Origin of the sequence: Duncaniella sp. C9 (assembly GCF_004803935.1) — a bacterium.
Classification (GTDB): domain Bacteria; phylum Bacteroidota; class Bacteroidia; order Bacteroidales; family Muribaculaceae; genus Duncaniella; species Duncaniella muris.
Genome location: NZ_CP039547.1, coordinates 3,236,173 through 3,260,020, shown reverse-complemented (window position 1 = coordinate 3,260,020; position 23,848 = coordinate 3,236,173). Strand labels below are relative to the sequence as shown.

Sequence of the window (23,848 nt, the reverse complement as noted above, 5' to 3'; positions counted from 1 at the left end):
TGGATATAACAAAACTACCCGTCAGAGTATCAAACTCTAACGGGTAGCATCATAAGGTCTCAAAAGTGGAATTTCAAGTGGTGAAAGTGGTGCGCGAGTGGTATCTTTAAGTTGCATGGACTCTCATGCTCGCTTTTTATGATTTTTGAGGATTCTGTCAATCTCATCAGCATACTCTCTGCTTGACACACTGGCATCATCGCCGCGTGGATGACAATACTTCTTTTCGTAGTAGCTCCACTGAATATCAAGATGAGCGAGAATATCCTCACGCCACGCCGCTTTGTGCTTGGCCGGAACAATTTCGTATAATTTCGATATGAGATAGCAAGCCTTGATTTTCTGCTTGGGACGTATCTTTATAGGTTCATGTTTGCCGTGGAGATTGAGTGATGAATGGAACTGAGTCTCGGTGCTGTCGAAAACATCAGAACAAACTTCGTATAACTCCGAAACAAGTATCATAGGGAACAGATCTTCTTCCCATTGGCGGCATGATTTCGTATTTGTCTGATTCTGTTTTACAGGTTGTTCAGGTGCCGGATAACTACCATTGGGGACCTGCATCTTTTGGATAAAGGTTTCCCTACATTTCGGATGTAACCGAATTTCACATGGCGGAAAGTATCGCTCCACCGTGATGAAAATTCTACGACAGACACTTCGCAACTCATGGTACACATCGAATGATGGCTTCAACAGAAATTCATCATATTCAACGCTTTCCTGTAATTTCTTAAGGAACTCCCGTTTCTTTTCAAGCCATCCCTCACGGGTTTCAGACATATGGAATTGCTCGATTTCCTGTTTGTATTTATCTATCGTCCAGTCGTCAGGCACCGGGATTTTGTGACAAGCCTTTAGCGCGTACTCATAATGAGCTGCACAGATATAGAACATCTCCACTTCTTTAAGGAAGTGGTTGCTTTCGTACCCGTCTATCATGTCTGCCTTGGATTTATTCTTACGTTCACGGTCCAACGTATGGAATACACTCCAGAATGTAAGTAGCCTTGTTGCAATCTCGGCACAGTAATTTCGGGTTTGGTCAGCTTGTACCTTTCCGATTTCTCCAGAGGCGTGAGATTCGATGATAGCGTTTTCGATATCAATAGAACATAGTTTGCTGGTGGCTTCGGCAATTCGCTTGTATAAAATTGTATCCTGTTTGGCTACCAGCGGAGCTTTCGTAAGCTGCCTCAAATCTTCCAATATTGGCACAACATCGCGTAGGGTCGTATGGTTTGGCATTGGCGGGGTAGTGTTTAACGGGTTGATGAATATGAATGCCAATAGCTATGCCGATTTACTGAAATTTTCGTCATAGTGACATTCAGCATATCAAACAACCTCCATTCACCAAGTGTTCACCGATCTAACAAACTACAAGCCATTCATAACGAAGCCCTATAATATACCCCCCCAAAAAACCGTTTCAGAAAGTTTTATACCGCTTACTGGGCGTGACGCATCGTATGCGCCATAAGGCATAGAAAATGAAAATGGCAGAATGAAGGATTAAAATTTATTTATAATCCATCTACCTTCTTTGCGCCCACCTTCACGCGATATAATTCCAGATTTTTGAAGATACTCCATATCCCTACGGACTGTACGGTATGTAATTGCCATGGCTTCCGCTATCTGCGGCATGGTTGCACCGGGAGTATTCTCCAATAGATGAATTATCTCCAATTGGCGTGGAGACAATTCTTTCTGCCCCTCTTTCTGCCCCTCTTACTGCCCCCTTTGTGAGGCAGTAAGATTCTCCGCACTAACTATCTTCAGTTCAAGTTTAACCTGCATCAGCTCAGGTTGTTCAATGAGCTGCGGCTCCAACCAGTGCTTTTCCTGCCATGCGTTGAGAATGAGAGGGAAACCGGAACCGAGGTTCTCGCCGTATCCAATGTTGAGACTCAGAATCCACTTCTATTCATTATCTCTCTTATATTGTCAAGGACTTTCTTTTGCATCTCATCTTGTAAGACTTTATCCGTCAGTTGCACTATGCGATTATTACATTCGGATAGGGCGGACGAAATGCCTTCAAGATAGCGGGTGTGATTGTTATTTGGAGAGTATAATTGGGCAAAGGCGGCTAACTTATATTCCGATTCAAGACGATCCTTGACAAAAAGGAGCGAAGTGAGCTTTTCAATGCTATTTCCTTTTGATACAAAATCGGCGAACTCTCTCAAAGGATTTCCTTTTGGGAAAAGAAGCTGTATTGCTTTTATGAAGTCTGATTCTGTCATATTTTACGTTCTAAAGATTGTTATTCTATGCTGTAGCAGGATTGGGGAGTTAAAAACGAGCGATGTGGTTATATCAGAAGCCATTTGTAAGCAGCACAGACATCAATGACTTGTCCCTGAACCTCCAATTCACGCTCCTCAAAGGCGGTGACCAAAGTCAATTTGTCACATTTTAGTGATGTCCCGGCTTTCACCAAAGCAGAAGTTTCGCGATTGAGAGTTTTTTCCGAGGATATGTCATAGGAGACCTGTACAAGTTCAACAACCGTTGCTCGATGACAGACTACGAAATCAACTTCGTAAGACTCTGTTTTGTGATAATAGACATCGTATCCGACTCCATATTTTCTGCATATCGCCAAATAAACCAGAGATTCAAGCCTCCATCCAAAATTATCTTTTGCAAAAGCATCCTTTCTGGCGTTCATAAGCGATACATCTATGGGGTAGCATTTCGCATTACGAATCCGCTCGCTGCTTTTGGTAGAATATTTGCGTAACTGTTTCAGGAGATAAGCCTGATAAAGGTATCCGACATAATTCTCAACGGTTTTGTCATTTTTGAAATTAAAAGTCTTCTGCAAAGCTGTATATATAACTTCGCATGGAGCATTATTCATAAGATGATGAGACAGTGACTTAAAGGCATCTTTGTATCTTACCTTAAAACGCTGCACGATGTCTCTTTCCAGAATATTTGAAACCAGAGTATCTATATATTCCTCGGCAGTTTCTTCTCCACTGATTATCTCCGGAAAACCACCTGTCTCCATGTACTTGTCAAATGCTCTGCGAAGTAAGGCGTCAGTTTTTGTAGAAAGATTCGTCGTTTCCACTTTCTCCATTTCGCAAAATTCACGGAACGAGAAAGGATACAATTCGATTTCATTATAGCGTCCGGTGAGATATGTGGAAAGTTCGCTACTGAGTAGTTTTGCGTTGCTACCGGTTATAAACACTTTCATTCCATGCCTAAGCAGTCTATTGACAAAAAGATGCCATCCTTCTATATTCTGTGCCTCGTCAAGAAATAAATGAGTGAAATCACCATAAATCTGGTAAAGGCACTTTAATACATCGTTCAGATCCTCGGCTGACAAACGGACTAAACGCTCGTCATCAAAATTCACATAAGCAAATTTTACCTGAGCTTTGTCCAATACGTTGAAACACAATGTTGATTTTCCACTGCGGCGTACACCTATTACCACTTGAGCCTTTTTGCTCTCAAGTTTAACCATATCTTCTTCCTTCCGTTTGCAAAAGCGTTGGGAACGAAGAGTGTCAAGTTCCTCTCGTTGGTCTCGTAATATTTCAAGCAGTACTGAAGCCTCCATTAATGTCTTATATTTATGGCGCAAAGATAATAAAACTTCGGTAAACCCGCAAAATTACAACTTGTAAACTACGATAATTAGGCATATTCAAGGGATACGTACTACGATAAATACATCCTTGTCCAGCTAAACCCTGTTATAATCTGCCAAAAGTGGCTCAAAAGTTATAGATTTGGCAGATTATAAGCATGTATTAGAAGGGAAGAAATCATTGAATCGGAGGCACGATAAATATTTTCTCATTGAAAGCCTGCATCATAGCGGGTGTTACGTTGGATATATAACCTGCAAGGAGTGCAGACACCTCCGATGTGGCATGACCTACCGCATAGTCTATGTAAGCGGTCATGACCCCATGATGCGCCAATGCCGAGATAAACGAGTTGCGGGCATACTGGGGAGTGACACTTTGGATTCCGAGCGATTCGCATACGTCCTTTATGTTCTTTGAGATGCGGCGGTTAAAGTCGTGAACACGGATTGCTTTCTGTTCATCAGTGACGGCATTGAGAAAAATATCAGGGAAAACCAGTTCACCGGGACTATATGGTGATGCATACACATCAAGCAATTGCCGTAACTGCGGAATAATCGGCACTGATGTTTCATCAAGCTGCTTGCCGACAGGTTTGTTTGCCCTGTCAATTTTAGAGCGGATGAAAACAAATTGCGGAAATTTCTGTGAAACTGCCGCTTTTTCTGTCCAGACAAGTTTAGCCATATCTATGGTATTCATGCCGTTGAGACAATAAAGGAGCAACCAGCGTCCCACGGCACGGGCATATTTTGACTGTTTATCGGGAGAAGCAAGCCAATATTCCCACAACCTCAATACTTCTTCCACAGTCAAGGCATTCAAGCGGCGACGGTTGCCTGCATGAATAAGACCTTTGAAATTGGGAACCATAGTGGTGTGTCCGTCTTTATATGCCTGATTGAACACAGCACGAGTGGCGCGAAGAATTACCATTCGCGTGTCCAAAGAAAGCGGCAGATCTGTGCCATTTCGCGCTTTCTGCTCATCAAGCCATTTGGCGAAACGCGTTAATATGGCGGTATCGACAGCACCGAGAGAAATTGGTTTATCCTTGCGGAACAGTTTGAACCAATCAAGCGCGGAAGAATACATCGCGCGGGTCTTTACTTTTTCTTTCGATGCTCCAAGAGCTGCCCAATAAGAAAAAGTATCATCTGCTCTCATCGTTTTTTCTGTCACTTTCCCTTCCGACTTGTCGAGATAACTTTTCAAGTCGGCTACAGAGAAGCGATTGAGCAAGATAAGCTCATCAGCTTTGGCGCATACCCGATCAAACATCTTGCGAAGTTCTTTTCGAGTTTCGATGGCTGTATTAGATTTTGAGAACAGAGCCTCGTATTCTTTCATTGATGACACCTTATATCCGGTCGAGAAATATCTTCTCGCCCGCTGATGGGTGACGCAGACTGTCAACGGCACAGATTTGCCTGTGTCGAATTTATATCTATTATCAGGAGCGAGAATGATATACACCATCGCCCCTGCGAATCTCCGGGATTCGTCGCTGAAGAGAGCCTTATTCATATTTGATATTTTCAGATTTGTGTTCAAGTTTTTATCAGATCTGCCGGACCCAATAAAACAATCAGGGAGCGTGTTCAGCAAATGGTATTTGAACACATTTTGAACACAACTCGCGAGTTTCAAGAGGTCTCATTCAAAATTATAAATTTTGTTTTGCGCTTGCAAATATCTGATAATCAAACTGTATTCTATTAACAAAGTTTCATACGGTTTCGTTCAAAATCACGTCTTCCACCTACTCATAATCAGGGAGTCCTTGGTTCAAGCCCAAGTGGGACCACCTTTATGAATCTCCAATCGCTTATATATCAAGCGATTGGAGATTTTCTTTTATAAGTATTGTCCACAATTTGTCCACCAAATTGATTTCTGACCACGCAGTGGACAAAAAATTTCCTTAAAAATTCTGAAAATAATTGATGTTGCCTCAAAAACGGGTATAATTTGATTGGTGACGAACAATAGTTGTGTAGTGAGCGTTTTGAATGTCGATGCTTATTTTGGCTCATTCACTCACCCAAGCCCACTATATGACTAAAGAGGAAAAGAACAAACTTACCAGTGATGCCCTCCGCCACTGGTATGAGAATCATCAGGAGGAATATTGCAATTTTACCGACCTTATGCACGACCGCAGAGGTATCGGTTTCGACCAAGTCTTCAAGACTGCCATTATGCTTGTGCCGAAATATGAGAAGGCACTTCTGCTCTATCTGAAGAATGACCGCTCGGAGGGCATTGAAGATCTGGAAAAGATTCTTACCGATGGAGGACTTAAAGACCAACTTGCCCTGCATTTCAGGGCTCAGATGCCTGATTGCATTGTTCCGGCAATGTTGAGCTGGTTGTTTTTCGGCCGCAGCTTCGAGTGTATGGTTGAATATGGCGAGGAGTTGATTCAGGATGGTAAACTAAATTTTCTTCTGCGCAGACTCGCATCGTTCAATATAAAAACCATCATCAACCGCAGCCTGACTATTGGCGCTCGTAAAGAGGAAGATTGGGTGAAGTTCGTGTCTGAGATGGAAGACATGGGGATCACTCCGGTTGTTACTGCTGGAGTTGTTGCCAAATTCAAATCAATACCGACAGAGACAAAGGTTGAAATGAAGAGCACTTCAGAAAAGAAACCCATTCCCGGCAAAGAAAAGAAACGCCGTAGCCTGAAAGAACTGTTGCCCAACAGTGATGAATATCTATTGGGGTCGATTGATGAGCATATCCATATCAAACAAAGCGGGAAGGATTTGGCTCTTCTTTATCTTGTCCTTGAAAAGAGCCGTTCCCTTACCAATACCTCCGTTGTCGAATTTCATGCGGCTCTTGAACAGCGTTATGAGAAAAAGCCCAACATCCGCATCCCCGGGCATAGAGGCATACAGGATAATTTGAAAATGCTTCTTACGCCTACCACAATCACAAAGAAAAGCGGAGTGGAAGTCCCTTGCATGACATTTGAGAGACCGGAATACATGTTCGCCTACAATGACCTTGTTGAGAAATTGGGAGTGCAGGATTACGCATACTCCTGCTGACATATAAAAATATTATTGACGGGAGCCATCTGACAGTGATGTCGGATGGCTCCCGTTTTTCATATCCGTACCGCCTTCTGCGCAATTTTGAGGGTCGCTGAAAAGAAAAATTCTTCGTTTTACTTCGTTACGAATCAATGCGAATATAAACCACTGTGTATCAGCGTTATAAATTTGGAGAAACATAAATCATGTGTTTTCTTTGCACCGTCAAATCGCAACGACAAGGCGAAAGTCCGTAATCATTGCTGAGGTAAAGACCGGTCACCCCATGCAATAAAAACCGACAGAGAGAAGCCAATTCATAGCGATGCGACCCTTGGACATTTCATGTTGTCGGTGTCCATTGATTAATCCAGATGACGCGAGGAATTTTAACAATGAATCTTGATTTTTCAAAATTCACACCGGAGGAGCTGACCGGACTTTCAATCACGCTCCCTCTGGGTCACCTCCTTGAAGTGGTCGAGCACACTGCTGAACGTGCTATCGAAAAATTTAAGGAGGAGGTTCTGCCGGCTATGCTTTCGGCAGACAAGGATCCACTCATTCCCCGCAAGGAGGTAATGAGAATTCTTGGAGTCTGTGCAAACACACTCCGCAACTGGCGCAAGAGCCAATATTTGGAAGCAACTCTACTTGGAGGCAAAGTCTATTACAAGACATCTGCCGTAAACACGATTCTGGAAAAGTATGGAAAAGAGCACATCTAACTCCAAAGGCATTGACCCTATGCTCATTCTCGGCAAGGCTGTGGATATGTGTGTTAGTATGCGTGGCGGTGATTTTCCGCTTGGTGCCATGCCGATGAAGATTCAGCGGATTATCCGCGAGGCTAACGACTGCTACGGTTATCCGGTGGATTATCTTGCCGGGGCTATGCTCGTGGCTCTCGGTCTTGGCATCGGTAACACCCATTTTGCCCGGCTGAAAGGGAAATGGGATGAGAGTGCCATTCTGTTCATGGCTCTTGTCGGCAGACCCGGAGCGTGCAAGTCGCATCCTCTGAACTTCGCTATCCGTCCTTTCTCCGATATTGACGGCGTAAACAACAGTGCCTTTCAGAAAGAACTTGCCGAGTACAACCGCCAGTGCGAATTACCGATGAAAGAAAGGACTGTTGCTCACCCGGTATTGCCTGTTAACAAGCGGTTCCTGATTTCTGACGCTACGCCGGAGGCAATGATGCTTATTCACTCCCACAATCTGCGCGGCATCTGCATGTGGAATGATGAACTTGCCGGATGGTTCAAGAATTTCAACCGCTACAACAAAGGCTCTGACGAGGAGTATTGGCTGAAACTCTATAACGCCAACCCGATATTCTCCGACCGCAAGGGAGCGAAAGACTCCGTCTATATCGGAAGACCGTTTGTGTCTGTTGTCGGCACTATCCAGAACGGCATCCTCAACGAACTCGCCCAAGGCAGCCGCAGTTCAAACGGCTTTATCGACCGCCTTCTATTCGTCATCGCCAACAATCAGGATAAACAGGCGTGGAGCGACAAAGAACCGTCATTCGACATTGAGGCTACATGGGCTGAGATTATCAGCAGACTTGTGGATATGCCATACAAAACTGATGAAGACGGAAAGGTTATCCCGACAATCATAGGATTTTCGCCGGAGGCAAAGACACGGCTCTATCAGTGGCAACGGGAAAACACCGAGGACTGCAACCGCGAGGAAAACGATGCTCTAAAAGGAGTGTTCAGCAAATTCGATTTCCATGCCATACGCTTCTGTCTGATAATCCAGATAGCGCGGTGGGCTTGTGGCGAGGCTGACAAAACTGAAATAGATCTTGTTTCGGTGAAGAATGCCATAGGCCTTGTAGATTATTTCAAGGCTACCGCCACAAGGGTGCAGGGCATAATCAAGGATTTGTCGCTGTCAGAACTGCAACGGGCTGTCATAGCCGCACTGCCGGAGGAGTTCACAACCGAGCAAGGCGTTGAGATTGCGATAGCCAATTCTATGGCAGAGCGGACATTCAAGGATTTTGTCAAGCGGTTCACCGGCATCCATTTCCAAAAGGTGCGTCACGGAGTCTATGCGAAATTATGATTATCCACCTGCATTTTCTGCACTTTCCGCATTTTCGCTCCGTCAAAATGCAAATAATGCAGATAGTGCAACCAAAATCTTGATAGAACTATGAGTGGATACCGATTTATTCTCCAACCCTATCGTGGTGTCGGAAGCCGTCATTCTTGCCCCGCCTGTCACAAGAAACGCTGTTTCTCTCGATACATCGACACCGAGAAACAATTCACGTTTCCTGATGATGTCGGCAGATGTGACCATGAGCAGAGTTGTGGCTACCACCTCACACCAAAGGAATATTTTGATCGCAATCCACAGCACAAACCTCAGCACTCCGATTGGTCAGCTCCGTCAGCCCGCATAGCCACGCCGACCGAGCCGCCCAAGCCAGCCTCTTTCATTGCGGCAGAGACTGTTTCACAGACTCTGCACGGTTACGACCGAAACAATCTCTTTCTGTTCCTCAAATCGAAGTTCGGACCCGATGATGCGGAGCGTATGATGAGAGAGTATTGCGTCGGCACATCGAAGCACTGGCCGGGAGCATGTGTGTTCTGGCAGACCGACATAAACGGGCGTGTCCGCACCGGGAAAGTTATGCTCTACAATGCCGAAAGTGGCAAGCGTGTCAAAGAGCCATTCAACCATGTGTCGTGGGCCCACTCGCTGATGAAGTTGCCGCACTACAATCTCCGTCAATGTTTTTTCGGTGAGCATCTGTTGCCGATGAACCGTGGCAAGCCTGTCGCATTGGTCGAGAGCGAGAAGACAGCACTGATAGCGAGTTGGTATCTGCCCGAATATGTGTGGCTCGCTACCGGCGGCAAGAACGGTTGCCTCAATGCCGAGGCACTCCGGGTTCTTAGTGGACGGCAGGTTATCCTCTATCCTGATTTGGGGGCGACCGAGAAGTGGCGGCAGAAACTGCCATTGATGAAGTCGCTCGGTATCGAAGCCTCCATCTTCAACTTCATGGATGATGTTGCCGATGATACCGACAAGTCAGCCGGATATGATATTGCCGACTATCTACTGCGAATAGAGCCAGACCAAGCAGTACTACAAAGTATGATTAGAAAGTATCCGATGTTGCAGAAATTCATAGATGACCTGCAACTCGAATTAGTGTCGGTTGAGCGGTATGACCCGACAACCGAAACAACATTGTCAAACCGTATAAACGAGAAAATATGATCAACAAGAAACCTCAGTCAACAACCTCTCCCTCCACTGCCAAGTCAACACCCAAGACTGGCAAAACATCTACCGATTGTATAACTCCAAAATCTGATGATATTATGAAATCTGATATTACACCCAATTCCGTTGACTAGGTAAAGCCTGTCAACACCGCTAACTCTGATGTTGCTGTTAACAGCAACGACCGCAACACTCCCGACAACAACGCCAATCTGTTCAACAATGAACAGAGCGCAACGCCACAACCCAAGCAACAGCGTGTGGGCATAAAGCAGCGAAAGCTGGAGTTCGGCGAATACAAGGAAACATATCTTATCCCGGTGAAGATTGTCAAGCGACATTCGCTCAACATCAGCGATGCCACATGGGAGCGTCTTGAACGCTACGCCCGTATTCTCGGCGACCGTGGCGCAAACGTTGGCAGCTATGCCGAGCGCATCATCTGCGAACACCTCGACCTGTTCGGCGACGACCTCGAGGCATGGCGCAAACTCTGAGAATTGACAGCCGGAAATAAGCGACAGATCGGGAGGCAGAAAGTCCCGTCTGGATGGAAACGGAGGTATGCTGCGCAGCCTGATTCAGTAGTAGTGGCAAGATACCTTTTGAGTTCCTCAAAAGGGGGTAATCCGACAGCCTGACGGTTGATTGCCTGCCTCCCGATGGTCGCATATTCCGGTATAATGGTTACACCGATTACAATGATTTACAACATGGATAAATCGAATGGAAGACCGCGCCTCGGCTCGGCAAAAAGAGACAGGTATGTCAAGATAAGTTTCAATGACGGCGAGTATGACCGCGTTGATATTCTCTCGGCAAAGGCAGGTATGAACAAGGCTGAATATGTCCGCATCCGGGCTTTGGAGGATGTCATCATCGCATTCCTCTCTGACGAGGAAAAAGCCCTTATCCACGAGTTGAAAAAACTCGGACCCAATCTCAATCAAATCGCCCATACAGGCAATACCGAGGGATTGACCGCTATTGAAGACAAGGCTAATTTCTGCCTTGACACAATGGCCGACATCCTCATAAATCTCAAAAAACGGACACAAAGATGATAGGAAAAATTTTGAAATCCGGGTCGTTCGGTTCAAAGGTTGACTATGTCACCCGCGAGAAACACGACAAAAGAATATTCACTCCCGACACTTGGAAGATACTCGGAAGCGATGGTCTGTTGGGTACGAAACGCCGTCAGATAATCGCAAGTTTTGAGTCGCAGTCTATGCTGAACCATCGAATAAGCAACCCCGCCGGACACATAACTTTGTCTTTCGCCGCCGAGGACAGACCGAAATTAAGCGATAAAAAGATGCTTCAGATAGCGAAAGATTACATCAAGATGATGGGCCTCGACAAGACCCAATGGCTCATAGTCCGCCATTACGAAACCGACAAACCGCACTGCCATATCGTGTTCAATATGGTAGGCAACAACGGCAAGCGTATGGAGTGCGGACGCAACCGCTACAAGAATAAGAAGGTCTGCGAGGCATTGACACGGAAGTATGGACTTGCATTGCCCAAGCAGGAGAACCCCGATTTAGAGAAACTGCACGGCATTGAGAGAGCGAAAGCGGAGATAAGAATCGCCGCCACGGAAGCATTGAAAAATGCCCGCGACTGGAATAGTTTTGCGCGTGAGTTGGCTAAAAAGAACATCTCAATCATTCCGAAATACCGCCGTGGCACTACCGAGATGCAGGGCGTTTCCTTCCAACTTGGCGACTACAAGGTGAAAGGTTCTGATGTCGGAGAGCAGTTCAAATTCAGAAATCTCGACAGCCTTTTCAATTCGCAGTCACATAGCCGACAGTCACAGCCGAGGCAGACTCAGCCACATCAAGCCAGTGTCGATCAGTCGGCAGTAGTGTCGTTGGCAAAATCCACAATGGAGACTCTGGAAAAGGCTGCGGAAGTGACCGCTGATATTGGCGAGTCTATATGCAATATGGTTGGCGGTGCGTTCCAACTTGGAAACGGTCACCTTGACGAGAACGAGCAGGCCGCAGCCAACCAACTGCTGAAGAGAAGAAGAAAACGTAACAACAAACCCAGATTATCCTGATTATGGCAAAGAAAGATAACATCTCACTTGTTCCACAGTGCGGGGACATGGATATGGAATTGCTCCGCCGCCAAATGAAACGGCTGGAGGACGCACTGACGGAGATTAAGAATGAGATGGCAAATGTGGCAACGAAAATATCGGCTCCCGTTATGCTTCCTGCCACCCCCGAGCCAATGGAAATTACGGAGATTAAAATTCCTGATAATCTCGCCAAAAGCGAGGATGTCGCCACACTCACCGGAATAATCCAGACTATGAACGGCTCAATGGCTCTTGTCGTCCAAGGCATGGCAGATCTCAAAAAGGCAGTTGAGGCAATGCCGAAGCCGGAGGACAAGACCGATGAGATTGTTAAAAAGGCAAGCGAGGTATTCGTGTCAAAAGTCACTTCAAATCTGACTCCCATCATAGAGAAAGGACATACGGAGTCCTACTATAATGGCAGAAAGCAGTATGATGGCATCAGCGTCAAGGATGCAGCTGACATTTACTATCAGATAAATGGATTGCGAACTGATGAAGACCTGAAGGAAAAGTTGGCGAAGCGAGATAAGAAAATCAAGATTCTATCCTTTGTCATCATTGGTCTTGTGGACATCATTTTCGGTTTGGGTTATTGGATACATTCTGTCAAAGTAGAGAACCGGGAACTCACAAACATTGAATGGCTATACCGCGCCCAACGAGCAATCAGCAATGACAGTAAGTTTATTGACAGGATAGAAAAGGATATGTTAGGCACAGATGAGGCTGAAAAAGATGGTTGGAAAGATCTCATCGTTACGAGAGAGTCAACTGGACCTGAATTCAACTTCTTCTATCCTCATGATGATTGGCAATCCAAAAAGAAAGAAGAATCTCCGCAGGAAGTAGACCCGGCACAATCTGAATCAAAACCGGATGAACTACCGATGCCTCACAAAAGTCCGACTCGCTACACTCCCGGTGAGATAGAAGCAATCAAGCAAATGAGAGCCAACCCTCACATCCCCGATGATGCCAAGCCTTCTCTCCCTGAAGGTTACGAATATTAATTTAAGAATTCTCCACCGAGCATTTCATTATAAATTCTTCGGTGGAGATTTTTATTTTACAGAGATGTGAATATAAGAATTGTCTTTAAGGTAGCATCCTGTGCAGTATATGGGATAGCCATAGTTCCCTTCGATATAGGGATGTCTGAAATAATCATACAAGGCATCGGATTCAGTATGAAGTTCCGCGTTTTGGTCAATGCCTGAATTGGTAAGGAGAACTACATGTGTATTTTTCAGATTTTGTTTTTCAGTTCCAATCATAGATGGTTTAGATATAATGGCCCTGACTTCAGGATATGTCAAATCGCTGCCAATAACAAAATACGCTGTGGAGCCATAAGTAATGCTCCTGACATACACCAATCCATTTTTAGATGGCATCTCATTTGCAAAAATACCCTTTTCCGGCACATCCATAGTGACAGTAAAACCTTTGAATATAATTTCTCCGATAGTCCAACTCTTGATTTTATCAAGATCCATCTTTTGCTTTACTATAATTTCAAAGGTCTCGGCAAAAGATGGATTATCAGGGAATATTTTTATGAAACTATCAAGAGTATTCATTTTGGCACATCTATATAAATTCAATTGGGGTTCAGAGTTAGATTGATATTCCTCCGACCTGAGCATACTCTTCAGAAACCGGCTATAATTTACTCCGGAAGGGTTTTCTATAGTCGAAATAAAGGGATCACTGAAGTTGGTATATACGACAATAGGATTTTTCTTACCGGAAACCTCCTTATCAAACGTGGTTGCAAAGGCATCTTCTGGAAAAACTGCTGCCGGATATATGCCTGGAGGATTGCCATTGCAATTCCAGTTCTGAACTCCGAGGTATTTAGAACCGATGAAAAGCTCGTTTACCGATAACTGATTGCAAACAATCGTATCCCATGCTAAGGCACATGTTTTATCAGAATCCGGATTGGAATCATTACCCGGTGTGGGTTCATCATAATTGCATCCACCAATCAGGAAACAAGCAATAATATAAGTCACTGCAGTCAAGATCTTACTAATTTTTCTCATGCAATTCATCTCATGTTATAATGCACTAAAAATGAGGGATTGTATATCCAAGACAAATATTCGGTAAAGCAACTACACCGTCAATAGGTGAACATTTCAGGTCTCCAATAAGTAAGGATAATCCAACTTTCATGAAGAATCCGGATTTACGTTGAAGTCGGTATCCGATATTGATTGTACCAATAATGTTAGGTCGGAAAACTTTTTTACGGGTTGAGTACCTTTCAAAATCCAATACTCCATCTTCTTCTGAAGGGAAGAAGATAGTTTTATAATGCAGCTCGTCTCTATTGACCAGATATGTTGTCATGCCAAATCCTATTTCAAATTTGCTGGCACGTTTACCCAAAATTGCATTGATCTCGAAAGGAATACTTATTCCCCGGCTTTCCGCATCATAGCTGGCATAACACCCATCCAGCCCATCATCTCTACTCCAAGAAATGTCAGTAAAAGCAAGCCCCAATGAATAGCCAAGTATTCCACCTGCCTTAAAACGGCTGTCAAGCCCCACTCCAATGCCTGTTGAGGTACCTAAAAATTGACCGTATAGATTATAGCCATGGTCGGTCTGTCCGAAGACAGATCCAGCCATGACTAAAAGAAAGGCTAATAAGGTAATTCCTCTTTTCATTATTCCATTTATGGTTTACGTGTAATATCAACAGTCGTTGTATTAGAGTCCTTCCCCTCAGTTCCGTCGATTTGAAGGATTGTTTTCGCTTCTTTGAAACCATCGGGCATTTTGTCGAGGATTATCTTGACAACTCCGGGATCCGTGATTTTTGCCGTGAATTTGCAATCAGCATCGAAATATTCCCCGTTCTCATTTTTGGTGGTACCAACCAGATTAAGTGATTTGTAGTTGGTGCATTTGAGCGTCACTTCACCGCCTTCCCCATCAGAAGTAATCTGAATCTGGTGGTAGAAACTTGGGTCGAAGGCCGCCTTAACACTCTCTGCCGGGGTAGCCGTAACTTCCCACAGCATTTTTGCGGGTTCGTCCTCGCTGCATGAGGCGAACACAATGATGGCAAAACACACCATCATCATTAGTTTTAATTTTGTAATCATGTGGTCTTTTATCTGATTGATTTTTGTTATTTATAATTGAGATGTTTACGCGTAATAGTTACCATTGTTGTACGCATATCTTTACCATTGATTCCATCTATTTGTAGATAGCATGATTTTTCCGTAAAGTCCACATCTTCCATATAGTCAAATGATATTCTTACGGTTGTTGGATCTATAACTTTTGCTGAAAACCGACAATCAGAGTCAACGTATTTCCCGTCTTCATTCTTTTGACCATATATCGACAGTTCGGAATAATTGGAGCATTTCAAAATAACTTCAGCGGCATAGCCTCCGACAGTTATCCATACTGGAGAATTATAATCATAATGAATAGATGTCTCCACATTTCCTGCCGGTTTGCCGGATACTTCCCACAACATTCTTGCAGGTTCGTCCTCACTGCATGAGGCGAATGCGAGTATCGCTATCAGAGCGACAATCAGGAATTTAATTTGGTTCATTATTATATTTTTATAAGAGTTTGCCGTTTTTATCCATACGTAGTGTTATGGTTACGCTGTTACCAGAGCGTTTGAATGTCTGGTTATTGCATGATACCTCTTCAAGTGTGGCTTTGCCACCTGATACTGCCGGAGGACGGTTGGCGATATATTTTATGTGGCATTTCAGCTCAATTTTGTGTTTTTTGAACTTCATGGTCATCTTAGAGATACCATTGGCCTCGCTTCTATCTTTCGACCATTTCATATCGTCCTGATCAGGAAGTTCAGCAATGAAAGACAGAACCTTTCCTCCATTTGCATTTTTTACATCATATTTTATCTTTGAGTGTGAAGCATCCCCCTCGATAGAAATGCCATCAACAAATTTATTGTTATCAAGAAGGCTTTTCCCACTGTGGTCGAGACATTGCACTATTATCTGACAGGCATCCGTGGAGGTTGATATTGGTTCATATCCCTCTTTATCACATGATGTCAATACAAGTATAGACATTATGAATACCGTTATTATTCCGATTGTTTTCGATTTTCCCATTGTATTGTTCTATTTGATTGTTTCGTTTATTGTTTCCCTAATGAAGTCTGTTAAATCAATCGAGCAGACTGATTTCGATTGAGCCGCCACAACACCGGCTCCGGAAGACACATTGCTATAGCCCCAAATCGGGTCTCCAAAACCGTAGTCTCCAAGTTCGGTCAGAGTGCCGCTATCACGCTGCCAAATATAGTTGGCCCAGTTGTAGTAGGAGGGCGACACGGAGCTGACAATCAAATTGACGTTGCAGTCGGGTATCTCACCTTTTGGATAGCGGAACCAGCAGTTGTCAAATTGAAGATGCAATGTATAACTTTTTCCTTCAAACTGTCGGTCTGAGAAGAATGAGAAGCCTTCAGCATCGCCACCCATGATAGACTCAAAAATACCGATATGCTCCCTGAAAATTGGTTCCATATCATATAGCAACGAGCCTATCGCAAACCCATAATTTCCGCTTGCTGCAAAGTCGTCCAACTCTTCATCGGCTTGAAAATCACTGTTGAATGAAAATTTATAATAATTTTCTCCATCCGTATCTTCAATCCGGAGGTCAACCTTTAGCTTGAACTCGACGAAAACCATATCATTGTCAGATTCCCGGCAACTAACATCATAAGCCTCCCAAGTAGCAGTCGGCGCCGGGATAGAAGCCGGGATAAGAACCTCGGCCTCACCTCTGCCAACTGCAGGACTTTCGGCAACAATCCTTATATTGTCGCCCTCCTTCGGGATATAGGAGTCAAGCTGCAACTCCCCATTGACATAAATCCTGACTTCGGCATCCCTGACTTCGGATTTTTCGGGACTGTCGGTGTAAAGCCTTGACTTTGAAATTTTAGCCTCTACAGGTTCTCCAGCGGTTATCAGGGAGTTGACGCACAATGCCGGAGTATGGGGCATATCCGGTGTGAACGCCTCCTCGCATCCTGTGAGGAGCGGTAATGCAAGAAGTGGATATATTTTTTTCAGAATAGCCATGTGTATGAAATCGAGGGTATGACAGGAAGGAGTTTGACACGTTTGAATACTGGTTCACTGGTGATATAGTATTCATCGGGTTTCGACACGGCAATATCTTGGGTTCCACGCTTCACTGCAACAGTGTTCATGTGGCAGTATGCGTTATAGAGGCCGAATGTCCAGTACCCACGTTTATTTTTGACAGTACAGCTTAAATCCAGACGATGGTAGAAAGGCAACTTATAACTGTTGATGCCGGTACGCAATGGTGACTCTCCGGCTCCGAACCAATCGGTGGTTTCAAAGTCAGGATCATCCCACACTTGATTCAACAGAGTGAATCTGTTGCCTGAATGTCCCACCCACGAAGCGTTGAGCTGCACCTTGTCACTGATTTTCCAATTCACCATTATATTTATTGTATGGCGGTTATCGAATTTGGCAGGGAATGTGTGCCCACAGTTTTTGTCGGCAAACGTGCGGTCTGCCCACGCTAACGAATAGGATATGTGTCCTGTCACCTTTCCAAATACTTTTTCAATTTTGAAATCAACGCCCTTAGCCGTACCTTTACCACTGCAAAGTTGAGCGTTCCACAAGTCGAGAGGGGGACGCAGGTAATACTCATCCTTGTATTCTACAAGATTATCCATCCATTTGTAGTAACCTTCTACTGACACTGCATAAGTCTTGTCAGGAGATTGCCAATATCCTCCCACGGATATTTTATCGGCTGTCTCCGGCTTGAACTTTCCGCTGATCGGTATCCATTGGTCAGTTGGGAGTGCAAGATAACTCTGGCTGAGTTGGTGTACGTATTGAGTAGTCCGTGCGTATGCAAATTTCACCGCCCAGTCTTCATCAGGACGATAACTGAGTGACAATCTCGGAGACCATCCGAGATTTGTCTTTCCCCCGATATTGAACAGCGAGCCATGGAAACCGGCGTTCATTCTGAACTTATCACTTATTTTCCAATCATCCTCAATATATGCGTTGACTTCATTCGCACCATAGGCCCATGTTGAATCGCGGGTTGACAAATGTGTCGTCCCGACCTCGTATGAACGAGATGTACGCGCCGGAAGGAACGAATGCCGCGTATAACCTGCACCAAAGCGAACCCAGTCATTTCCATTGGGACTCCAATCGAAATCACCACGAAATATCCAGTCATTGATGTTATTGTCTGTATTGAGGACAGTATGCGATTCGTCCATGTGGTCGGAAGATTTATCTCTATAGATATAATCATGCTTCATGCTGGAGAAGAAGCGTGTGTATGCGGCAGTGAACTCAGATGATAGATTATCATTGAAACGGTAATTGAGTCCGGCCTGCGCAAGCAGGTTTCCCCAGTGCATGTCAAACCGGTCATCATAAAACGACCCGAAATAATTAGGCTTGTCATAGCCCTTGTCTTCCATACCGGTTTTCAGTTTATCATCCCCGAAATAGAAGCTTACAAAAGCGGTAGCCTTAGGTGAGAACCGATGCTGCACACGAGCGTTGAAATCCATGAAATAATAGTTGAAGCGAAGTTTCTCATCTTCGTTCTGCGAATTGGCAATCGCAACAAACGGAATAGTGAGCACATCAAACCAAGAACGGCGCAATCCGACAAGATAGGTTGTCTTCTTGCCTATCGGCCCGGAGATATTGAAAGCTCCCGATGTCAGGCCGAGACGTGCGGACCCGTGATGACCGTCGCGGTTGCCGTTTTGCAGACGCACATCCATAAAAGAAGACAGACGGCCGTCATATTTCGCAGGAATGGAAGACTTGAAAAAGTCTATATATCTTATTATATCGGTATTGAACGCTGAGAATAGACCGGCAAAATGATTGACTTGATAGAGAGGCACATTGTCAAGCATATAGAGGTTTTCATCAGCGTTTCCGCCATGAACATACATTCCCGCCATACCCTCCGTGCCCTCAGTCACGCCCGGCTGGGTTTGCAATGCTTTTATCACATCTGCCTCACCGAAAAGCACAGGTGTATTGCGCACTTCCTCGGCGGTGACTTTCTTAGCTCCGATTTCGGCAGTCTCGACCTGAGGGGCTTCAAGACGCGATACGACAACCACTTCATCAAGCATCGTGGATTTAATCGAGGATTCATATACCTTTGTCACAGGAACAGATACAACCGGAGGTTTGATCTTTTCAGTCTTTACCACTTTCTTCCTTCGCTTCAAGACTATATTATTCCCCTTGATTTTATACTCAATGGGAGTGCCTGAGAACATTTCAGACAGCACATAATTCAGTGGTTTGTTCTTGGCTTTGACAGTGACACGTACATCTTTAAGCAGTTCCGATGAATACACAAAGTTTTTGCCAGTCTGTTCAACAATGGAGCGGAATACAGTTGCGGCAGGTTGATTGACCGCGCGGATTGTTACATTCTGCGCGACCACAACAGACACACAACAGGAAACTCCAATCAGCAATGACATCAAACGCTTCATTCCTTTACTGACATTTGGGTTTCAAGAATGTCGTTGATTGTGGCTACAAGGTCAACGGCGTTACCTTCGTAGTGCAGTGAAAGACGATACTCCCCGGCATTCTCCGGAACATTGATAACCTCAACGCCATACACCTCTTTAATTTTGGAAATGACGGTAGGGAGCGGCGTGTTTTCAAAATCAATGATTTTGACAGTCTCCAGCGATGCAGCAGGTCTGACTGATTCATTGACAATCTTATCAGTCGTGTCTTTCAATTCGTACTGATGATATATGATAGCCGCTGTCGCCGACAGGACTACAACCGAGGCAACGGCTGCCGCTATTTTGAGACCATTCCATTTTAAGGCTGGTTTTATATTCAACCGTTTCCAACTCTTTTCAACGGAGAACTTCCCTTTGCGGTAACGCTTTGCTATGTATGTTATTTCTTCATTCATAATGGTTGTTCAAAAAGTGTCCCGGGATTTGTCCCCGTTCACTTATATGACGCAACCACTATCCTCAGGTCCTATCCGGAATTAAAATTTTTATAAAAAAGGTAGGAAGAATGGCTTGTGCCCGGTTGATAACGACTCTCTGAGCCGGGCAAACGCTTTTGTCATCTGGTTCTTAACAGTCTTTATAGAGATATTCATTTCCTCGGCAATTTCCGCATTGGTCAGTCCATCACGCTTGCTCATCAAGAATATTTCACGGCATTTCTCCGGAAGTTCATCAATCGCCTTCCATATCCTTGCATCATGGAAAGAGGTGTCTATCACCTCCTCGCATACTTCCGGGATTGTATCAATGTTTTCAAATTCCTTTTTCCCTCGAAGGAAGCTCACACATTCATTTCTTACACATCGGTAGATATATGAGTTGAAATGTTCAATCTCTGCACCCGACGAGATAGCTTGCCAAGCCTTCATGAAAGTATCCTCCACAATGTCCTCCGCATCGTCGGCATTATCAACGATACGGAGTGCGTACATACCCAATGGCAAATACAGTCGTCTGAAATATGTCTCAAATTCTCTCGAAGTAATCATTGTGTCATTATCGATAGGCTATACGGCCTCAATATAAAAGACGCAATACCCTTGAAAAAGTCCTATGAAAGAAATAAATAATTACCGTCTTGGAAAATTCAGAGAATGTAGTAGAATCCCAATTATATTCTAATTAAATTTAGGTTAGGATTATTTGTTTTTGTTTATCTTCTCCTCTACCAAACGAATACGTGCTTGAAGTTCCTCAGCAGAAGGTAATAGATTCGTTTCATTAATGGTATTGACATTGTCATAAGAAGCCACTCCCATCGGTGTATGTACGCCCCTGAACGCCCAACGTACCTCAGTCTCATCCTTGTCACTGCATATCAGCAATCCGATGGTTGGATTATCATCGGGTCCTTTCAATAATTCATCGACTGCACTTACATAATAGTTGAGTTTACCTGCAAATTCCGGTTCAAATGGCCTTATTTTGAGTTCTACAACCACATATGCTTTCAGTTTGATATGATAGAATAACATATCAATACGTCGGCTACGGCCATTGACGATAAACTCTTTCTGCCGACCAACAAAAGCAAATCCGGTTCCAAGTTCGAGAAGAAAACGGGTGATGTTCTGCTCAAGAGCTGTTTCCAACTGTTCTTCCTGATAATTCTCAGGGACTGTCACAAAACTGAAATCGTAGTTGTCTTTAGTAATTTCCTGCGCAAGTCGGCTTTGCGCTTCCGGCAGGTATTTTGGAAAGTTTGAGATGGCTTTGCCTTGCTTCTCATATAATTTGGCCTTCATTGAATTTGCCAACGTTTGACGGCTCCATCCTCTTGTTACGCATTCTTTTAGATAGAAAATGGCTTCGTCTAACGATTCGCATCCGGTTACAATGTCTGTCTGATGACGCCATGGCACAAGTCCGAGAATCATTGGCAAACTATCTTCGTTCAATTCTGCCCCAACCTGTGGCAGCTTTATTAATGATTGGATTTCAGCATTTTGCAATTCTGCCCCAAGTTGGGGCAGTTTTTCGGATGCTTCAGATGTGGAGAAAAACAAATACCATTGTTTCATCCTCCACATATTGCGGCTACTGAATCCTTTTTCATTAGGGAAAGCATCTTGCAAGTCAAAGCTAAGTTGCTCAACAACTCCTGAGCCCCAACGTTCCTCTGCTTTCCGTATTACAAGGTCACGTCCAATGCTCCAGTTGAATTGCAATTTTTCATAATTAACCTTTAGAGCCGCTTTTATCTGAGCCTCCCTATATCGCTTTATTATATCAGAAAGCCATGATGAGTAATCAGAGTCAATTCTGAAATCCTTAACTCTTACGATATATGGGGTGTCTTTAGTCTTATCCATATGCAAAATTAGCAAATTATTCTGATTCTCAGAAATTAATCTCTGTCAATCAAGGAGATTGACCAATTCTTTCTTGATGTCTTCGTCGATGTCTCGGTAGCGGGCGAAGGCCTTGCTACCTTCCTTGTGACCGGACAATGCTCCGACAAGGCTTGGGTCTTTAACCTTCTTATAGAGGTTGCCGACGAATGTGCGCCGTGCCATGTGGCTGCTCGCAATCTCATTCAGCGGTTTACGCTCCTCTTCGCCGGTCTTGGGATTGAGGACAGTGACAACACGTGTGATACCGCAAAGTGTAAAAATATCCTTGATTGCCTGATTGTATTTCTGTGTGCTGATGAATGGGAACAATCGACCCTTCTCATCCACTCCTTTGTATTTCCTGACAAGAGCCTTTGCACGACTGTTCAGTGGCACACGCACAACCTCCGGTCGCTCTCCCTTTGTCTTGTTGGGCATATACTCTACCGCGCCATTGATAATGTTTTCGGGTGTCAGTTCCATAAGGTCAGACACTCGGCAACCGATAAGGCATTGGAAGATGAAAATATCGCGTTGCACCTCCAGCGATTTCTTGAATGAAAAATCGCGGTCAGCAATTTTGTCACGTTCCTCCAATGTGATGTAATACGGCACACCATATTTCTCCGCGCCGATACTTGTGCAGGAGGCAAACGGAGTGCGAGTGATGTATCCACGCTTCACACACCAGTTGAAGAAAGCACGAAGCCGTTTCATAATGGCAATTACGGCATTGTGGCCACGCTGCTCCGGCTTGCGAGGCTTGCGCTTTGTCTCCACAACATCTGATGCGTCCTTATATATGGATGGATATTTCTCATAGATTCTGGGTTCATCAATGACAAACTGCTTGAAATCGTCAACCATCGCCCCGTTAAAATCTTCGAGAGTCAACTGAAATTTCTGCCGGGTTGATTTTCGCTTGTATTTCTCATATCTATCCAACAGCCGGGCCAACACTTTATAGTGGCTTGACAGTTTTGTACCATCCTGTGTGGTGTCAAGATATTCATTGAAGGTATCGAAGAAACTGCGGCTGACAGGTACCGTCTCAAACAATTCCGGATGATTGTGACGCATTATGGCGTCCTCAAAGAATTCCTTGTTGAGTTGATTTGCAGGTGTGTTTACGCTGAGAGAGATCAATCTGCACTCCAATGATGAGAGATTGTCACTGATAATTTGTAATTTTGCAAGCGTCTTGCGGTCGGCACGCGGCATGATAAATTTGCCGTCTCTGAATCGGGAGGGTTCGATAAACACACCGCTTCTGAGACGCAGACGCAATTCGCGTGACACGGTAAGACGGAGCATGATTTCAGACTCACCGTTGCCATTTACTTTCGAGGAAAGAGACCTTGTGATTGTAGCCATAAGGAGAGGGGTTAAAAGTTATGGTACAAAATTAATCAAAATTGTCCACGCACACAAATTTCTGTCCACGGATTGTCCACATCTTTTGCGCCTACTTGCGTCTGCTTGATATAGAGGCGCAATTCACAAATACTCAAGCCAAGTTATAATATACTGATATTCAAGATATATAAAATATTGTCGTTTGAATACTCATATTCATCCAAATTCAACGCGATTCACTATTTTGACTCCAAGTGGGACCACTTATTTTAATGTTAAATTAAGGCAAAACGCTGATTATCAACATAATCGGCGTTTTACTTTTTATATGCCCTATGCACGCCGATGAAGAACGATGAGGAATGAAGGTTCCCCGTTGGAGCCAAAGGCTTGTGAGAGCCTGCCGGATGGGGGTGCATGGCTGAACTTTATACTCATTTCATTATTCTTCAACGATTTGCATAGCAAGAGTCGGAAGCGTCTTTATTATCTTCGCGTAGAAATTTCAGTATGGT

Annotated in this window: 23 protein-coding genes and 1 pseudogene; 8 read left to right on the top strand and 16 right to left on the bottom strand. The window is 44.3% G+C overall.

Features of this window, described 5'->3' with window-relative positions; all coding sequences use genetic code 11:
- Window positions 1–123: 123 nt before the first annotated feature.
- The 5 genes from E7745_RS13930 to E7745_RS13910 all read right to left on the bottom strand — a co-directional run bounded on the left by E7745_RS13930 (window position 124) and on the right by E7745_RS13910 (window position 4,976).
- A complete protein-coding gene (locus E7745_RS13930) occupies window positions 124–1,251 on the bottom strand; it encodes a hypothetical protein (RefSeq protein WP_136409063.1) in 1,128 nt (375 codons plus the stop codon).
- Between the two features lie 267 nt (window positions 1,252–1,518).
- On the bottom strand, window positions 1,519–1,695 hold the full coding sequence (locus E7745_RS15285; RefSeq protein ID WP_168190002.1) for a DeoR family transcriptional regulator: 177 nt from the start codon (window positions 1,693–1,695) through the stop codon (window positions 1,519–1,521).
- Between the two features lie 221 nt (window positions 1,696–1,916).
- Window positions 1,917–2,255 (bottom strand): hypothetical protein, encoded by a 339-nt coding sequence (locus E7745_RS13920; protein ID WP_136409061.1) that lies wholly within the window; start codon window positions 2,253–2,255, stop codon window positions 1,917–1,919.
- Between the two features lie 68 nt (window positions 2,256–2,323).
- Window positions 2,324–3,592 (bottom strand): ATP-binding protein, encoded by a 1,269-nt coding sequence (locus tag E7745_RS13915; RefSeq protein WP_136409060.1) that lies wholly within the window; start codon window positions 3,590–3,592, stop codon window positions 2,324–2,326.
- Between the two features lie 208 nt (window positions 3,593–3,800).
- Window positions 3,801–4,976 carry a phage integrase SAM-like domain-containing protein gene (locus E7745_RS13910; RefSeq protein WP_168182151.1) on the bottom strand — a complete coding sequence of 392 codons (1,176 nt, stop codon included), beginning with the start codon at window positions 4,974–4,976 and terminating at the stop codon, window positions 3,801–3,803.
- Window positions 4,977–5,683: 707 nt separating this feature from the next.
- Here E7745_RS13910 and E7745_RS13905 point away from each other — a divergent pair.
- The 8 genes and pseudogenes from E7745_RS13905 (at window position 5,684) to E7745_RS13870 (ending at window position 13,045) form a co-directional block, all read left to right on the top strand.
- Window positions 5,684–6,688: a DUF6043 family protein gene (locus tag E7745_RS13905; protein ID WP_124076028.1), complete on the top strand. Its 1,005-nt coding sequence runs from the start codon at window positions 5,684–5,686 to the stop codon at window positions 6,686–6,688.
- Window positions 6,689–7,068: 380 nt separating this feature from the next.
- Entirely contained in the window at window positions 7,069–7,401 is a 333-nt protein-coding gene (locus tag E7745_RS13900; RefSeq protein WP_160631921.1) for a helix-turn-helix domain-containing protein, read from the top strand.
- A complete protein-coding gene (locus E7745_RS13895; protein ID WP_124076029.1) occupies window positions 7,382–8,755 on the top strand; it encodes a DUF3987 domain-containing protein in 1,374 nt (457 codons plus the stop codon). The genes E7745_RS13900 and E7745_RS13895 overlap by 20 nt, the downstream gene beginning before the upstream one ends.
- Before the next feature lie 90 nt (window positions 8,756–8,845).
- Window positions 8,846–9,928 carry a DUF6371 domain-containing protein gene (locus E7745_RS13890; protein WP_124076030.1) on the top strand — a complete coding sequence of 361 codons (1,083 nt, stop codon included), beginning with the start codon at window positions 8,846–8,848 and terminating at the stop codon, window positions 9,926–9,928.
- A gap of 194 nt (window positions 9,929–10,122) precedes the next feature.
- Window positions 10,123–10,431 (top strand): annotated as a pseudogene (locus E7745_RS13885) (DUF3408 domain-containing protein); the annotation flags it as partial.
- Between the two features lie 216 nt (window positions 10,432–10,647).
- Window positions 10,648–10,998 (top strand): hypothetical protein, encoded by a 351-nt coding sequence (locus tag E7745_RS13880; RefSeq protein WP_124076032.1) that lies wholly within the window; start codon window positions 10,648–10,650, stop codon window positions 10,996–10,998.
- Entirely contained in the window at window positions 10,995–12,008 is a 1,014-nt protein-coding gene (locus tag E7745_RS13875; RefSeq protein WP_124076033.1) for a relaxase/mobilization nuclease domain-containing protein, read from the top strand. Before E7745_RS13880 ends, E7745_RS13875 begins: the two co-directional genes overlap by 4 nt.
- A gap of 2 nt (window positions 12,009–12,010) precedes the next feature.
- Complete coding sequence (locus E7745_RS13870; protein ID WP_124076034.1) at window positions 12,011–13,045, top strand: hypothetical protein; 1,035 nt, start codon at window positions 12,011–12,013, stop codon at window positions 13,043–13,045.
- A gap of 51 nt (window positions 13,046–13,096) precedes the next feature.
- Here the strand turns inward: E7745_RS13870 and E7745_RS13865 are convergent, their stop codons facing one another.
- The 11 genes from E7745_RS13865 to E7745_RS13815 all read right to left on the bottom strand — a co-directional run bounded on the left by E7745_RS13865 (window position 13,097) and on the right by E7745_RS13815 (window position 23,351).
- Window positions 13,097–14,083 carry a hypothetical protein gene (locus E7745_RS13865; protein ID WP_124076035.1) on the bottom strand — a complete coding sequence of 329 codons (987 nt, stop codon included), beginning with the start codon at window positions 14,081–14,083 and terminating at the stop codon, window positions 13,097–13,099.
- Between the two features lie 25 nt (window positions 14,084–14,108).
- On the bottom strand, window positions 14,109–14,717 hold the full coding sequence (locus tag E7745_RS13860; RefSeq protein ID WP_124076036.1) for a hypothetical protein: 609 nt from the start codon (window positions 14,715–14,717) through the stop codon (window positions 14,109–14,111).
- Window positions 14,718–14,725: 8 nt separating this feature from the next.
- A complete protein-coding gene (locus E7745_RS13855) occupies window positions 14,726–15,157 on the bottom strand; it encodes a hypothetical protein (protein WP_124076037.1) in 432 nt (143 codons plus the stop codon).
- Between the two features lie 26 nt (window positions 15,158–15,183).
- Window positions 15,184–15,624: a hypothetical protein gene (locus E7745_RS13850; RefSeq protein ID WP_124076038.1), complete on the bottom strand. Its 441-nt coding sequence runs from the start codon at window positions 15,622–15,624 to the stop codon at window positions 15,184–15,186.
- Between the two features lie 10 nt (window positions 15,625–15,634).
- Window positions 15,635–16,162, bottom strand: coding sequence for a hypothetical protein (locus tag E7745_RS13845; protein WP_124076039.1), 528 nt, complete (start codon window positions 16,160–16,162; stop codon window positions 15,635–15,637).
- 9 nt (window positions 16,163–16,171) lie between these two features.
- Window positions 16,172–17,143: a DUF4249 domain-containing protein gene (locus tag E7745_RS13840; protein ID WP_124076040.1), complete on the bottom strand. Its 972-nt coding sequence runs from the start codon at window positions 17,141–17,143 to the stop codon at window positions 16,172–16,174.
- Window positions 17,131–19,599, bottom strand: coding sequence for a TonB-dependent receptor (locus E7745_RS13835; RefSeq protein WP_124076041.1), 2,469 nt, complete (start codon window positions 19,597–19,599; stop codon window positions 17,131–17,133). The genes E7745_RS13840 and E7745_RS13835 overlap by 13 nt, the downstream gene beginning before the upstream one ends.
- On the bottom strand, window positions 19,596–20,039 hold the full coding sequence (locus E7745_RS13830) for a hypothetical protein (protein ID WP_124076042.1): 444 nt from the start codon (window positions 20,037–20,039) through the stop codon (window positions 19,596–19,598). The genes E7745_RS13835 and E7745_RS13830 overlap by 4 nt, the downstream gene beginning before the upstream one ends.
- A gap of 90 nt (window positions 20,040–20,129) precedes the next feature.
- Entirely contained in the window at window positions 20,130–20,633 is a 504-nt protein-coding gene (locus E7745_RS13825) for an RNA polymerase sigma factor (protein WP_124076043.1), read from the bottom strand.
- Between the two features lie 150 nt (window positions 20,634–20,783).
- On the bottom strand, window positions 20,784–21,956 hold the full coding sequence (locus E7745_RS13820; protein ID WP_107036805.1) for a YhcG family protein: 1,173 nt from the start codon (window positions 21,954–21,956) through the stop codon (window positions 20,784–20,786).
- A 45-nt stretch (window positions 21,957–22,001) separates the two neighbouring features.
- The gene (locus E7745_RS13815) at window positions 22,002–23,351 is read right to left on the bottom strand and encodes a site-specific integrase (protein WP_124076045.1); all 1,350 of its coding nucleotides are present in this window, start codon (window positions 23,349–23,351) and stop codon (window positions 22,002–22,004) included.
- Window positions 23,352–23,848: the final 497 nt, after the last annotated feature.

Coding starts and splice junctions, on each gene's coding strand:
- E7745_RS13930 (WP_136409063.1), bottom strand. CDS start 1,251: ATGCCAAACCATACGACCCTACGCGATGTTGTGCCAATATTGGAAGAT.
- E7745_RS13920 (WP_136409061.1), bottom strand. CDS start 2,255: ATGACAGAATCAGACTTCATAAAAGCAATACAGCTTCTTTTCCCAAAA.
- E7745_RS13915 (WP_136409060.1), bottom strand. CDS start 3,592: ATGGAGGCTTCAGTACTGCTTGAAATATTACGAGACCAACGAGAGGAA.
- E7745_RS13910 (WP_168182151.1), bottom strand. CDS start 4,976: ATGAAAGAATACGAGGCTCTGTTCTCAAAATCTAATACAGCCATCGAA.
- E7745_RS13905 (WP_124076028.1), top strand. CDS start 5,684: ATGACTAAAGAGGAAAAGAACAAACTTACCAGTGATGCCCTCCGCCAC.
- E7745_RS13900 (WP_160631921.1), top strand. CDS start 7,069: ATGAATCTTGATTTTTCAAAATTCACACCGGAGGAGCTGACCGGACTT.
- E7745_RS13895 (WP_124076029.1), top strand. CDS start 7,382: ATGGAAAAGAGCACATCTAACTCCAAAGGCATTGACCCTATGCTCATT.
- E7745_RS13890 (WP_124076030.1), top strand. CDS start 8,846: ATGAGTGGATACCGATTTATTCTCCAACCCTATCGTGGTGTCGGAAGC.
- E7745_RS13880 (WP_124076032.1), top strand. CDS start 10,648: ATGGATAAATCGAATGGAAGACCGCGCCTCGGCTCGGCAAAAAGAGAC.
- E7745_RS13875 (WP_124076033.1), top strand. CDS start 10,995: ATGATAGGAAAAATTTTGAAATCCGGGTCGTTCGGTTCAAAGGTTGAC.
- E7745_RS13870 (WP_124076034.1), top strand. CDS start 12,011: ATGGCAAAGAAAGATAACATCTCACTTGTTCCACAGTGCGGGGACATG.
- E7745_RS13865 (WP_124076035.1), bottom strand. CDS start 14,083: ATGAGAAAAATTAGTAAGATCTTGACTGCAGTGACTTATATTATTGCT.
- E7745_RS13860 (WP_124076036.1), bottom strand. CDS start 14,717: ATGAAAAGAGGAATTACCTTATTAGCCTTTCTTTTAGTCATGGCTGGA.
- E7745_RS13855 (WP_124076037.1), bottom strand. CDS start 15,157: ATGATTACAAAATTAAAACTAATGATGATGGTGTGTTTTGCCATCATT.
- E7745_RS13850 (WP_124076038.1), bottom strand. CDS start 15,624: ATGAACCAAATTAAATTCCTGATTGTCGCTCTGATAGCGATACTCGCA.
- E7745_RS13845 (WP_124076039.1), bottom strand. CDS start 16,162: ATGGGAAAATCGAAAACAATCGGAATAATAACGGTATTCATAATGTCT.
- E7745_RS13840 (WP_124076040.1), bottom strand. CDS start 17,143: ATGGCTATTCTGAAAAAAATATATCCACTTCTTGCATTACCGCTCCTC.
- E7745_RS13835 (WP_124076041.1), bottom strand. CDS start 19,599: ATGAAGCGTTTGATGTCATTGCTGATTGGAGTTTCCTGTTGTGTGTCT.
- E7745_RS13830 (WP_124076042.1), bottom strand. CDS start 20,039: ATGAATGAAGAAATAACATACATAGCAAAGCGTTACCGCAAAGGGAAG.
- E7745_RS13825 (WP_124076043.1), bottom strand. CDS start 20,633: ATGATTACTTCGAGAGAATTTGAGACATATTTCAGACGACTGTATTTG.
- E7745_RS13820 (WP_107036805.1), bottom strand. CDS start 21,956: ATGGATAAGACTAAAGACACCCCATATATCGTAAGAGTTAAGGATTTC.
- E7745_RS13815 (WP_124076045.1), bottom strand. CDS start 23,351: ATGGCTACAATCACAAGGTCTCTTTCCTCGAAAGTAAATGGCAACGGT.